This window comes from Prevotella melaninogenica (assembly GCF_013267595.1).
Lineage (GTDB): Bacteria > Bacteroidota > Bacteroidia > Bacteroidales > Bacteroidaceae > Prevotella > Prevotella melaninogenica_D.
Window position 1 is genome coordinate 1,782,143 of the sequence record NZ_CP054011.1, and the last position, 13,019, is coordinate 1,795,161.

The window sequence follows — 13,019 nt, forward strand, 5'->3', positions numbered from 1 at the left end:
GAAACAACATAATTCACAATAAAATGCGGAAAGTTATAGGTATCGGTGAAACCGTCTTAGACATCATCTTTAAGGATAATAAACCAGTTGAGGCAGTTCCAGGTGGATCTACCTTTAACGCCATTACGTCGTTAGGACGCTGCGGAGTCAACACATCGTTTATCTCTGAGGCGGGTAATGACCATGTTGGAAAATATATTATCGACTTCTTGAAGGACAATGGTGTGAATGCTGATAACATTTCAACCTTCCCTGATTCTAAGTCACCTGTATCACTCGCTTTCCTTAATGAGAAGAATGATGCTGAGTATATCTTCTATAAAGATCACCCACACGTTCAATTAGATTTCACATTCCCTGATATACAGCCCGATGATATTGTGCTTTTTAGTTCCTTCTATGCGGTGAATCCAGTGATTCGTCCGCAGGTGGTAGGATTACTTGATTATGCACGTTCACGTGGTGCAATCATCTACTACGATGTTAACTTCCGTCCTGCACATAAGGATGATGTTATTAAGATTACCCCTAATTTGATAGAAAATCTTGATTATGCGGATATCGTACGTGGTAGTTTGGAGGACTTTGCAACGATTTATAAAAAAGAAGATGCTGATAAGGTCTATAATGCGGAGATTTCTTTTTATTGCAAGCAGTTTATCTATACACAGGGAAGTCAGCCTGTTGAAGTGCGCAGTGGTAAGGAATTGAAGAAGTCCTATCCTGTTCTCGACACGAATGTTGTCAGTACAATCGGAGCTGGTGACAACTTTAATGCAGGTTTCATCTTCGGTATGTTGAAACATGGTATCACTCGTGCTGATCTCGAAAGAGGGCTGACAGAAGAGCAATGGGACAAACTTATCAACTATGCCTTGGCGTTCTCTGCAGACTGCTGCAAGGACATCTTCAACTATGTAAGCAAGGACTTTGGTGAGAAGATGAAGGAGGAGGCTTTGTAATAAGCCTTATTAGCCCAATAAACCCAATTGGTCTAATAAGCCCAATATGCTTAACAAAAGAAACTACATAAATTCAAAAATAAAATGATAGAAATTGCCAATAAAGTTTATTACGTAGGAGTTAACGATCGTAATAAGAACCTTTTTGAAGGATTATGGCCACTGCCTTATGGTGTTACCTACAATTCTTATCTCATTGATGATGAGAAGGTTTGCCTTATTGATACAGTAGAAGTAGACTTCTTTACACAGTTTATTGAGAGACTTCGTGAGGTGTTGGGCGACCGACAGATTGATTACTTAGTCATCAACCACATGGAGCCTGACCACTCTGGTTCAATAGGTTTACTGCGTAAATATTATCCTAATATCCAAGTTATCGGTAATAAGAAAACCTTTGATATGATGTCAGGATTCTATGGTGTCAAGGATAATACGTTAGAGGTTAAGAATGGTGAGGAGTTGAGCTTAGGTAATCATACCTTACAGTTCTTTATGACTCCAATGGTTCACTGGCCAGAGACAATGATGACACTCTGTAAAGGTGAGGTCAGCTACCTCTTTACAGGTGATGCGTTCGGCTGTTTTGGTGCATTAAATGGCGGTCTCATCGATCAAGAGATTGATACTGATTGGTGTTGGTTAGAGATGGTTCGCTACTATTCTAACATCGTTGGAAAGTACGGAACACCTGTTCAGAACGCGTTGAAGAAGCTTGCGGGTATTCATATTGATTATATCTGCTCTACTCACGGACCAGTATGGCATAAGTATGTTGACAAGGTTATCGGACTGTATGACCGTATGTCTAAGTACGAAACAGAGCCTGGTTTGGTGATTTGCTATGGTACAATGTATGGCAATACAGAGCGTATGGCAGAACAGATTGCACGTTCAGCATCGCTTGCTGGTGTGAAGAATATTCGTTTGTACAATGTTTCTAAGACACACCACAGCTATATTCTCCAAGACATCTTCCGCTTCCGTGGCTTGATTGTTGGTGCTCCTACCTATAATGCAGGACTCTATCACGAGATGGATGTACTCTTGCAGGAGGTTGCTAATCGCGATATCAAGAACCATCTTATTGGTTGGTTTGGTTCTTACTCTTGGGCTTCAAAGGCTGTTGCTGCCATTGGCGAATGGAATGAGAACCATCTCCACTTTGAAAAAGTGGGTGAGCCAGTAGAGATGAAGCAGGCGCTGACACCTGAAATAAAAGAAGAATGCAACCGCTTAGGACGCGAAATGGCTGCAAAACTTTTAGAAGAATAAAATGAATATAGCAGTATTTTGTTCTGCAAACAATAACATTGCTCCCGACTACTTCCGTGCTGCGGAAGAGTTGGGACGATGGATTGGAGAGAATGGACATATGCTTGTTTATGGTGGAGCCAACAGTGGATTGATGGAGTGTATTGGTAAAGCTGTACATGAAGCTGGTGGACGTACTATCGGAGTTATCCCTCGTATCTTAGAAGAAGGACGTAGAGTTAGCGACTATGTAGATGTAGAGATTCCTTGCGAAGACCTTACTGATCGCAAGGCAATCATCATGGAACGCTCTGATGAGTTCTATGCTTTACCAGGTGGTATCGGAACAATTGATGAAATTTTCACTGTTGCAGCCTCTGCTTCTATTGGTTATCATCATAAGAAGGTTACCTTAGTCAACGTGCAGGGCTTTTGGGATAGTCTTATTGCCCTGCTAAATGACCAACAAGAAAAAGGTATGATGCGTGGTAGACTCCACGATTATATAGAGATTAAGAGTATAGACGACTTTTAACCCGAATCTCTAATTTTGCAACATGAATTGCAAACTTAGAGATTTGTCTTTAATACGTAACTATTTTTCAAAGGATTATTTCGTTGAGACGCATTGATATAAAAACGAAACATAAATAAACAATAGACGTGTTCATTTCATATTCTTCAACAAAAAATGAATACGTTTACAATACCTTACAGTTATTTTGCACTCTACCTGAGCCACAAAGCATGTAAATATGCGGTGAATAGTGTAATTTTGCAGCCGAAGGTTAGCTAATGATTAGATTTAAGAATTATAACAGGATAGCTTTACAAGATTGTTTAAGCATCCCTGTTTAATATCAAGCTACCTTTATCTAATTAAATAACATGAGTGGCATAAGGCTACTTTTAAACAAAATCAACATGAAAACAGCAGGACTAATACTTTGTGGATTGTGTTTAGGACTCTCTAACCTATCTGCACAAGTAACACAGAATGCCGTACCGTCCATGGCTGGTTGGAATTACTATGGTGGCGATGAGTTTAATGGAGACAAGATTGACGAATCTAAATGGGGTGTCTATGGTGATCCAAAGTATAATTATAAGTTTGATGATTACGGTAATACAGAGGGGCAGGGAGGTGTTCAGTATTATCGTGCCGATATGATAAGGGTAAGAAATGGAGTTGCCAATATTACTGCATCACGTGAACCGCTTTTAACAGGACGTCGTCCTGACGCTAAAAAAGACCCAGCTGGGACCGACTATAAAGTAAAGGTACAACCACCTTTTAAACCTAAACACGACTTTGGAAAATACGGTTGGTGGTCTGGTGCTCTCTCCAGTCGTAATGCTAACGGAGCAGACTTGGTGAATGGTAAAGGATTAGAACATGGAACTTACTATCCTCTTTACTCACGTATAGAGGTAAAGGATAAGATTCCATATGAGTTTGGAACTTGGATGGCACTATGGCTTCGTCACTGTAATGGAGCAAGTACATTTGAGATTGATTTACAAGAGTTTTTTGTTAATGAGGACCGAAAAGATGCAATGAAAGAGAAAGGCTTTTATCTGCATCAAACTACCCATGGCATGGACTACAATGCTGGTTGGAAAAACGGAGGACTAAATAATACTTATAACCATAATGACTATGGAGATCGTGTAAGAGAGATTGACTTCGATCCAGGAAAAGACTTCCATGTCTATGGTGCACAGATTGACCCAGAGCCAGGTGATCCAATGCACTTAGTTGTAACTTTCCTCTTAGATGGAAGAGTTAGATCTGTTTTCCGTACAAAGGATAATCGATATAAATCAAACAATTCGAAGTATCCATATCGTTATAATACACTCTTAGCACAAAACCTCTCAAAGTATGGAGAGGACCGTGTTTGGGACGTTGCCATTACAGGACAAGTAGGTGGTAAGGCGTGGAAGGCTAATACAGAAATACTACCAAGTATGTATCCATATAGGTACGAGTCATACGTCAAATAACACTGTTACAGGTATTGCTATAGACAAGATAGACTCCGCGAATCAAAATGATGGTACTGTCTATTCTATCAATGGAATGAAAGTAAGAGATGTGAACGATAAAGGAAAATTAAATCCTGGAATCTACATTATTAATGGTAAGAAGGTTCTGGTAAAATAAATTAGTAACCTGAACTCGGGATAAGTATCATATCACTCTTCTGTTTGGTTTAGTACAACGGCTCTTTAGACTCAATCTTTTGATTGAGCCTAAAGATAATAATAAAACAGATTACTTTAGAATAATGTATGCTGTCCCGAATGTTGCTCTATAGCAAAGTCTATGTTCACTGCTGGCTTCTTCTCAAAGAAGCTGTAGGCTGCAATAGCAGAGAGAACATTCATTGCGAAATTAAATATGCTTCTATGCCTTGAATGCACTAATTGAGCTACATTCTTTAGCTCATCATTGATAGTCTCTATTACAGATCTTTTCCTTAGAAGAAGTCTATCATAAAGTGGCATTAGTTTGTTTTTCATGTTACTCCTAATGCCAGTAACTAAATTTATTCCATCATTGAACAATCGCTCAAATAATCCTTGAGAAATGTACCCTTTGTCTGCAAACAATTTACCAAATACATTGTCTGTCAACCTGTTAAATACATTTTCGTCTCGGTCATCAACATTTGCTTTAGTGAGCATAAAGTTTAGAATCTCACCTCTTTCATTACAGATAAGATGTAGTTTGAATCCAAAATACCATCCCATTGTACTCTTACCCCTTGTTGCATAATTTCTAAAAACCTTATTGCGACAAATACGTTTATTATGGCAAACTGGAATACAAGTTGAGTCAATAAAACTAATACCAGTACACCTCCCAAAACAACATATCTGCAGGAACATCATCATCTCTACAGAGACTCTTGCCTCTAATTCAAGAAAACGATTATAAGACAATTGATTTGGAAATAAATCTGCTAAATGCTCTTTTACGAAAAAGGTATAATAGTGACGAAAATTACGATAGGAATTAAAGTGGAAGCAAATTAATATCGTTATGATTTCAGACTTACTCATACGCCACCTGCGATGGCGATGACATCCTTTATTCTTTTCTGAGAGACCTATTTTATCAGTTTCTAACTCAAATTCTTTGCAAAAGTCATCTGCAATACAGAAAATTTCAGTAATTTTGTCCTTGGTAATCATTGTTATATTTATTGTAATTGATTGATTTTCAACTATAAAGTTACAAAAATATAATGAGATTACCAACTTTTTGCAGACTTTTCTTATCCCGAGTTCAGGTTAGTAGATAACAAAACTACGAGCAAGGTATCTATAACATGGTGCTATGGATTATCTTGCTACGTTAGAAAAGTATTCTGAAACCCTGATGTTATACATCAAATAGACTGTTACATTGTAATTACCAAATGTTGATAATATCGTGAAAGAGGGTAGATGAATACAAAAATATAAGGGGCTTGTATCAATGTTGTCATTTGATATAAGCCCTTTTTGCATCCAATTATTTATAGAGGTACTTGGTTCATAAGTGTTACTCTTATTTGATTAATCTCGATGAAATCGATAGATTTTTATCAAAAAGAGATGAAATAATAGTCTGTTAAGCCCTCTATGCACATATATCTCAGCGTTTCTTTAAAAAGTAGATTTGAGTTTAAGATACGGCTATAAGTAATCAATGTTATCTCTTTTTAGTGGCTGGAGGAAGTTTTGTTTAAGTATAGTGAATTTGATAATATTTGACGATATTTGCTTTGCAGTTTTATCATTTTACGTTACCTTTGCAAGGAAGATAAGATAAAAACGTAATATCTATTAAACAATGAAGCATAAAATCGGAAACATTTTGGCGGCAGGCTTTGCGATTATTGGACTCGCTGCACTGGCAAGTTGTGCGGGAGAAAAGTTCCATGTGACAGGTTCTATTGCAAATGCCAAGGACTCTTTGCTCTATTTTGAGCATAATGGACTCAATGGATTTTCTACTGTTGACTCTGTTAAACTCGATGAAAAGGGCGATTTTTCGTTCTCAGGTGATAAGGTGGATAATCCAGAGTTCTATCGACTTCGCATAGCTGGACAGATTATCAATATTGGTATTGATTCTACAGAGACAGTCGATGTGAAGGCTACTTATCCGCAGATGGCTACCGATTATAGTGTGAAGGGTTCCTATGAGAATGAGAAAATCAAGGAATTAGCACTGAAGCAAATTGACTTACAAGCACGTTGCCAGTCTATTCTTGCAGAACGTCCTGATCTTGCTGATTCAATTATCACAGTATTGATGAGCGACTATAAGCAGGATGTATCACGCAATTATATCTTTAAGGAGCCTATGCGCGCTTATAGCTATTTTGCTTTATTCCAGTATATTGTAATTGGTAATCAAGCGCATTTGATATTTGACCCATCAAGAGACGTTGCTGACAATAAGGTGTTTGGTGCCGTTGCAACCAGTTGGGACACCTATTATCCAGGTTCGGAGCGTACGCAGAATCTCCATAATATCACGATTAAGGGGATGAAGGATGAGCGCATTGTGAAGGCACAGAACAAGCCTGTGGAGATAGAGGCTAAGGAATTAGGTGTTGTCGACCTTCCATTACGTGACAACCGTGGTGTAGAACGCCATCTTACTGATTTGAAAGGTAAGGTTGTTCTGCTCGACTTCCATGTCTTTGCAGCAAAGGGTTCTACAGAATACATTATGCAGCTGCGCGAACTTTACAATAAGTATCATGACCGCGGATTAGAAATCTATATGGTTTCATTAGACGATAATGCTCACTTCTGGAAGGAGCAGGTGGCTAATCTGCCATGGATAAACGTTTATGATGACACTGGTATCAGTCAAGCTTATACCGCTCCTGCGCAGTCTTTCCCAATCATTTATCTCATTGATAGAGGTAACAATATTGTGAAGAACCCATCACAGATTAAGAATCTTGAGCAGGAGATTGAGCGTTTGTTATAAGAATCAGACATGAATCTTCTATGAGCTAAGCTGAGAATACTTCGGCATAAAGAAATTAGGTTATTGATATAGAATCTCTATCTCAATAACCTAATTTCTTTTTTATTTAGTTTGCTGTCACTTTTAACACTTCTCGTAACCTCTTGTTAAGTAATCATATGCAAGAGTTATTGGAGTGACAGGAGTGACAGCAACTTTTATTTCATGTTTTTACACGTCACACACTAACCTCTAAAGCTGTTAGTATCCCCAGTACGCTTGGTCAATGGTTGTCTCTACAGCCTGCTCTATATCGTCACTAAGGTTACAGAAGAAGTCTATACCAGTTCGATTCTGTAACTCCTGGATTGTGATATACTCGCTTTTACTATTATTGTAATGGGGCGACCAAATACCGAGGGCACGATAGGTGTTGGTTTTCTTGTCGTAAGCAAGTAGTGCCATATAGAAGAACTTTGGTACGATTCCATTGAAATGAAGTGACTTGCCGGATGATTCCTTCTGTGCCATCTCTTCCAAATCGGTTTGATTACAGATATACTCATCCTTGTCAATAGTGGCAGCCTTCACGATATAGAGCGTATCACATCGTCCCGCCCACGCACGTACCTTCTCTTCAAGCTTCCCCCATACACCACCATTGTGCCCTTGTATCTGTGGTTGCATATTCGTTAGATAGAAGGTTTGCTTGTTCTGAGCGGCAGAATAGAGCCTATCACCAGATGGGCAGAGGTGTCCACGGCTAAAGCCACTCCCTCTGTAGTCGTCAGGCGAGGTTTGTTCATTTGCTGGTATCTCTGGGTCTTGTTGGAAGGTATTTTGTCTCTTTACGTTCTTCTGCAGGAGAACATCATACAGTTCATAGCAGGTCCAACGGTTTGCTTTGAGTTTAGCGTCCCATTCGATAGAGTAGTTACGCAGCTTTCCAAGGTTCGCCTCAGTAGTGTAATGTGTCACTTCATACGTCTTGTTGCTTCCTTGATAGAAACGTGGGAACTCCAATCGCCAACCCTCGCGGTTCTTTTGTAGGTCGTCGGCAGTGTTACGATTGGAATTGTTACCTATTGGCTCGGGGTTAGGTGTGACGGTCTCGGTGATGGTGTAGTCGATTTGAGAGAAGAGGAAGTCCTCTGAAACAGTCTTTCCCTTAGGGTAGACCTTTATCCCCACGCCCTCAATCACACGTGTACTATCTATCGTCTCACCCATGACGTAGGTATGCACCTCGCCCAGTTTGGTAGTAATCGTGATGGTTTGTTTCTTATTTTGTGCTATAGTCGTTATGCTAAGGAGCAACAACAGTGAAGTGATAATATTCTGTTTCATCTTTAATCCTCCTTATTTTTAGCAATAATATTCATAATCATCGGTGTTTTATATGTTTTCTTCATAACGTTGTGTTCCTTCTTATTTGATAATCAGTTTATGTCCATTCACGATGTACACTCCCTTTGGTAGGTTAGTGAGCGTACTACCCACGTATTGACCATTGAGGTTATATACCTTCATCACCTTGTTTGTAAGCATATAAGGGCGTGTGATAGCATCTGATGTAGACGAAAATGAGATCTTAACAGTCGCTGTTGCTGGTACATGATAGTAGGCATGTAAACCTTTCAGAAGATTTGCCTTGTTGTCAGCATTTAGTGGATAGTTGAGACTTTCATCTGTAGAGAGATAACGTTCAGTCTTATCCAAGGCGAGAGTTTTTGGACTATAAACAGCCACGAAACTGTATTGTCCATCGTTTGATGTCACTGTCTCAGGCTTTGTCGCCTTGAGTGTTATTCCTTCAAAGGTTGGGTGCTCTATGTTCCACTTGATGAGGTAGGGCTTACCTGCTGCTATTTGGGTTTGCTTATCATCAAATATCATGGTATTGTCTTCTACCTGTTTGGTGAATGTTGCTATCTTCGCACTGGCTAAGTCTTTCTTTTCAATGTCGAAAGGAACGGCAAAAGTGTTCCAATGGTCTGCTGAGAACGTACGCTTTAGACGGACAGCTGCGTCCGTAATATCGCTTTGAGGCAATACAAAAGTCTTCTCTTCGTCGATAACAAAGGTGATAGGTCGATGGTTATTCAAGTAGATTGGGTTGATTTCCTTCCTTTCACTATTCGGAACTATTGGTGTCCGATAAAACTTTTTTTGCGTTCATATCTTTTTAATTCAGAATAATAAAAAAAACGGGCTGATTGTTTTGCACATTCAGCCCTTCTTATTTCCTTTGTAGTTGTCAAAATAAAACAATGAAATAAGATGAACAAAAGTACACATTTTATCGGACAGCCACTATATGTTCAACTGTTAAACTATTTTAATCGTGATAAAATTCTCTCTCTGAGCCAAGCTCAGGGAGGTGAACACTATATAAAGAAGTTTGATGCATGGCATCATCTTGTCGTCATGCTTTATGCAGTAATGATGCGTTTAGACTCTCTGCGTGAGATAAAGGCCTCTCTCTTTGCTAATGTTAATCGCTTTAATCATCTTGGTTTAAAGCATTTTCCTTGTCGAAGTACCTTGTCAGATGCAAACAAACGCCGAGATTCCGAGATATTCGGTTCGATCTATATGAACTTATATGAGAAATATCGCCATGAACTTTACTCGGACAGCCGAAATTGTGGACAGCCCAAATGGCTGAAGAATCTAAAGATAATAGATTCTACGACAATCAGTCTGTTTTCTAACCTGGTCTTTAAAGGAGTAGGACGTAATCCCAAAACTGGTAAGAAGAAGGGTGGAATAAAAGTACATACAGAGATATTTGCCAATGAGAATGTTCCAAGCGATATCAAGTTCACATCTGCAGCTAGTCATGATCAATTTGCACTTATCCCAGAACGATACGCCAATGAGGAACTGATTGCTTTTGACAGAGCCTATATAAACTATGAAAAGTTCTCTGAACTGACTCAAAGAGGCGTTATATATGTAACTAAGATGAAAAATAATCTTAGCTTTGAAAGGATTGCTGATACGGATTACCAGATGACTACAGATTATGGAGTTGTACGCGTAGAAACCATTCTCTTCCATAAGCATACAAAGGAAAAAGATATTTACCATAAAGCAAGAAAAATCACATATCAGGATAAGACCAAGAAAGGGAAAATCAGATTCATATCACTGCTGACCAATGATTTTCAGATGTCGGCAGAAGATATTATAGCTATCTATAAGAGACGATGGCAAATAGAAACCTTATTTAAACAAATAAAACAGAATTTCCCGCTAAGATACTTCTATGGAGAGAGTGCGAATGCTATAAAAATACAAATATGGATTACGCTTATAGCCAATCTGCTTATAACCCTAGTGAAGAACAAAATAAAGAGACCTTGGAGCTTCTCAGGCTTGGCAACAATGATAAGAATTTTACTTATGAGTTATGTCGCAATACAAAGTTTCTTTGAGCAGCCACATAGAGACTGGGATAGATTGATTACCCAAGTAAAAGCCCCACCAGAAGAGTTGTCATTATTCTAGGGGGCTTGGAATTTGAAATTAGAACTAATCATGCCTATTTCAGCAGGATTGAGAGAGGATATTGCAGTATATGGAGGTTTTATCGGACAGCAATAATTCGGAACAGCGATTCCCGCAAGGTCAATGATAGCCCCTTTATACGGTGCAGTGTATTTCTCGTTACTACCAAAGCGGTTGTTGATGACAATACCATCTTGCGTGGTGAGGGCATCATCGACAAGTGTCTGGTCCTTCAAGCATACCCAATCAGCAGTGTTATCAAGATAATTTTTTGCTTTAATCTCCTTTGGTTGGACAGCTTGTTCAGTAACAGGTGCTGCAATGACAAGCAGTGAGGTGTTAGTCACATTAGGAATAGCTTTAAAGCATGGGACACCATTTTCCACAACATACTCACCTGTAATCTGTCCTGCTATGTGCTGATTGCTAACGAAAGGTACGTTTGGATTGATACCATAGAAGCATACCGCACCCGTCGTGTCACGTACGTATGCCTCCTGTGTGCTGCCTGTTCCGAATACATAGAGGACACGTGCCATACTACCCTCATTGCCATCGGTAAGGGTGAGGGTAGCCTTAGTTCCACTTGCCAAGGTCTTGAGTTCTTTGATACTGTTCACCTTTGCAATAGGTTTCTTTGGCTGCATCGCTGAATAATTGACAGTTATCGTATTGATATTATTCGTTGCAGATGCTTTAAAAGTCACTGAATTAATCACAGAATTATCGTTTGTCCATGACAAACCATTTAGTGCTCCGCTGTTACATGTGCTTTTCAAGTTACCAGTAAAAAATAATACTTGTAATCTGTTTCCCTGCTGGTACGCTAAGAGTAAGCTCACTATTTGCATAGAAACGTAACTCTATATTGCCTTTAGAGTTCCATATTCGTGTAGGCGTTGAGGCATTGTTTTTCTTTTACGTTAAGGTTACATCTTGGAGTAAATAGCCTTTGTCGGATAGGTCTGTACCCTTTTTGGGATTAGTTTTTTTATTCCTAAAGCGTGGAGTCCTCCGTCAGGAGTGAAATCGAAGGTGATTGTGTCAGCACAAACTCGTAATGGCAAAGCCAATATAAGTGTTAGTACTAAGATGTGTAAAAAATGTTTCATGCTTTTTTATAAATAGTATGTTGGTTTTTAATTGTTACTACCTACGAGTTAAACGCTAAAGGATAAACTTCAAATGGTTATATTGCAAAGTTAATGTTTTTTATTGGAAAAAGCCGTTAAGAAGGTGGGTTTGTTCCTTGAAAGCTACTTTCAATAGATAAGATAGATGAGGTTTATCGTTACGCAAAAGCTCTTTGTAGGGGATAAGGGATATATAAAGCTTTTCAATCTAAGTATGGTTCGCCTCCATCTTAGTAATGTTTCGTCTGGTATGAGGCGTTCGCACCATTGGTGTTTACCATCCGCACCATATGTGCTGGGCACCCGCATCATAATAGAAAAGGGTGTTATAATTAAAAAAATGCCGTTATAATTAGAAGTAAAAAGCTCTATCTTGATTGATTTGGGTTTTAAAAAAAAGGCTGAAACCCAATGAAGCATTTCAGCCTTTAGTCTTTATTATCAATAAGAGATGATAGCATGATTAGGTGTTTATGTCTTTTCCTATATGATGAGGATAATGCTAAAATACTATGCTTCAATTATCTCATGCCTTCACAATCATACAAACTGCGTATGCAGCCATACCATCTTCACGACCAACGAAGCCCATGCGCTCGGAAGTGGTAGCTTTAATAGATACGGCATCGATATCGCAACCAATAATATCAGACAGACATTTGCACATAGCAGGGATATGTGGGTTTATCTTTGGACGCTCGGCACATACCGTAGCATCGATGTTTCCTACTCGATAACCCTTTGTTGCTAAGAGGTCAATGGTCTTGCGAAGAATAACCTTTGAGTCCATATCGAGCGTATCAGCAGAGGTGTCGGGGAAATGATAACCAATATCGCGCATATTAGCAGCACCGAGTAGGGCATCACAGATAGCGTGAATGAGTACGTCAGCATCACTGTGTCCAAGGAGTCCAAGGGTATGCTCAATTTTGATACCACCTAAATACAGGTCGCGTCCTTCAACGAGTTTGTGTACGTCGTATCCCATTCCGACACGGAAGGATGGGATGGGTTGAGTAGAATCGGTCATATTCTTATATAAGGAGAACCTTCCTAATATCCTGCAAAGGAGGGGAATATCTTTACTAAAAGATAAGCAGAAGGTTGGTTGAGAGTTAATGCTAAATAATTAATGAATAAGATAAGAAGTGGATAACTAAGTCTGTTCTAATAGTTTCC

At 39.1% G+C, this 13,019-nt stretch carries 12 protein-coding genes; 6 read left to right on the forward strand and 6 right to left on the reverse strand.

Features of this window, described 5'->3' with window-relative positions; genetic code table 11:
• Positions 1-23 precede the first annotated feature (23 nt).
• From FIU21_RS12560 to FIU21_RS12575, 4 genes are all read left to right on the forward strand, one after another.
• Entirely contained in the window at positions 24-962 is a 939-nt protein-coding gene (locus FIU21_RS12560; RefSeq protein WP_004358807.1) for a carbohydrate kinase family protein, read from the forward strand.
• An 84-nt stretch (positions 963-1,046) separates the two neighbouring features.
• A complete protein-coding gene (locus FIU21_RS12565) occupies positions 1,047-2,237 on the forward strand; it encodes an FprA family A-type flavoprotein (protein ID WP_004358805.1) in 1,191 nt (396 codons plus the stop codon).
• A gap of 1 nt (position 2,238) precedes the next feature.
• Positions 2,239-2,751 carry an LOG family protein gene (locus FIU21_RS12570; protein ID WP_004358803.1) on the forward strand — a complete coding sequence of 171 codons (513 nt, stop codon included), beginning with the start codon at positions 2,239-2,241 and terminating at the stop codon, positions 2,749-2,751.
• A 389-nt stretch (positions 2,752-3,140) separates the two neighbouring features.
• Complete coding sequence (locus FIU21_RS12575) at positions 3,141-4,223, forward strand: glycoside hydrolase family 16 protein (RefSeq protein ID WP_231291299.1); 1,083 nt, start codon at positions 3,141-3,143, stop codon at positions 4,221-4,223.
• Positions 4,224-4,499: 276 nt separating this feature from the next.
• Here the strand turns inward: FIU21_RS12575 and FIU21_RS12580 are convergent, their stop codons facing one another.
• Positions 4,500-5,417 (reverse strand): IS982 family transposase, encoded by a 918-nt coding sequence (locus FIU21_RS12580; RefSeq protein ID WP_172891402.1) that lies wholly within the window; start codon positions 5,415-5,417, stop codon positions 4,500-4,502.
• 643 nt (positions 5,418-6,060) lie between these two features.
• Between FIU21_RS12580 and FIU21_RS12585 the strand changes: the two genes are divergently transcribed.
• The gene (locus tag FIU21_RS12585; RefSeq protein ID WP_004358797.1) at positions 6,061-7,215 is read left to right on the forward strand and encodes a TlpA disulfide reductase family protein; all 1,155 of its coding nucleotides are present in this window, start codon (positions 6,061-6,063) and stop codon (positions 7,213-7,215) included.
• Between the two features lie 240 nt (positions 7,216-7,455).
• On the opposite strand, the gene FIU21_RS12590 is transcribed toward FIU21_RS12585, so the two are convergent.
• Positions 7,456-8,541, reverse strand: a complete 1,086-nt coding sequence (locus FIU21_RS12590) for a DNA/RNA non-specific endonuclease (RefSeq protein WP_036885726.1) — start codon at positions 8,539-8,541, stop codon at positions 7,456-7,458.
• Positions 8,542-8,622: 81 nt separating this feature from the next.
• A complete protein-coding gene (locus FIU21_RS12595) occupies positions 8,623-9,300 on the reverse strand; it encodes a hypothetical protein (RefSeq protein ID WP_004358795.1) in 678 nt (225 codons plus the stop codon).
• A 174-nt stretch (positions 9,301-9,474) separates the two neighbouring features.
• Here FIU21_RS12595 and FIU21_RS12600 point away from each other — a divergent pair, with 174 nt between their 5' ends.
• Positions 9,475-10,707, forward strand: a complete 1,233-nt coding sequence (locus FIU21_RS12600) for an IS4 family transposase (RefSeq protein WP_172891309.1) — start codon at positions 9,475-9,477, stop codon at positions 10,705-10,707.
• Here the strand turns inward: FIU21_RS12600 and FIU21_RS12605 are convergent.
• The 3 genes from FIU21_RS12605 to ispF all read right to left on the reverse strand — a co-directional run bounded on the left by FIU21_RS12605 (position 10,704) and on the right by ispF (position 12,870).
• Positions 10,704-11,414 (reverse strand): hypothetical protein, encoded by a 711-nt coding sequence (locus FIU21_RS12605; RefSeq protein WP_172891403.1) that lies wholly within the window; start codon positions 11,412-11,414, stop codon positions 10,704-10,706. The genes FIU21_RS12600 and FIU21_RS12605 overlap by 4 nt on opposite strands.
• Positions 11,415-11,636: 222 nt before the next feature.
• Entirely contained in the window at positions 11,637-11,819 is a 183-nt protein-coding gene (locus FIU21_RS12610) for a hypothetical protein (RefSeq protein WP_172891404.1), read from the reverse strand.
• 547 nt (positions 11,820-12,366) lie between these two features.
• A complete protein-coding gene (ispF, locus tag FIU21_RS12615; protein ID WP_004358794.1) occupies positions 12,367-12,870 on the reverse strand; it encodes a 2-C-methyl-D-erythritol 2,4-cyclodiphosphate synthase in 504 nt (167 codons plus the stop codon).
• Positions 12,871-13,019: the final 149 nt, after the last annotated feature.

Coding starts and splice junctions, on each gene's coding strand:
- FIU21_RS12560 (WP_004358807.1), top strand. CDS start 24: ATGCGGAAAGTTATAGGTATCGGTGAAACCGTCTTAGACATCATCTTT.
- FIU21_RS12570 (WP_004358803.1), top strand. CDS start 2,239: ATGAATATAGCAGTATTTTGTTCTGCAAACAATAACATTGCTCCCGAC.
- FIU21_RS12600 (WP_172891309.1), top strand. CDS start 9,475: ATGAACAAAAGTACACATTTTATCGGACAGCCACTATATGTTCAACTG.
- FIU21_RS12565 (WP_004358805.1), top strand. CDS start 1,047: ATGATAGAAATTGCCAATAAAGTTTATTACGTAGGAGTTAACGATCGT.
- FIU21_RS12575 (WP_231291299.1), top strand. CDS start 3,141: ATGAAAACAGCAGGACTAATACTTTGTGGATTGTGTTTAGGACTCTCT.
- ispF (WP_004358794.1), bottom strand. CDS start 12,870: ATGACCGATTCTACTCAACCCATCCCATCCTTCCGTGTCGGAATGGGA.
- FIU21_RS12590 (WP_036885726.1), bottom strand. CDS start 8,541: ATGAAACAGAATATTATCACTTCACTGTTGTTGCTCCTTAGCATAACG.
- FIU21_RS12580 (WP_172891402.1), bottom strand. CDS start 5,417: ATGATTACCAAGGACAAAATTACTGAAATTTTCTGTATTGCAGATGAC.
- FIU21_RS12610 (WP_172891404.1), bottom strand. CDS start 11,819: ATGAAACATTTTTTACACATCTTAGTACTAACACTTATATTGGCTTTG.
- FIU21_RS12585 (WP_004358797.1), top strand. CDS start 6,061: ATGAAGCATAAAATCGGAAACATTTTGGCGGCAGGCTTTGCGATTATT.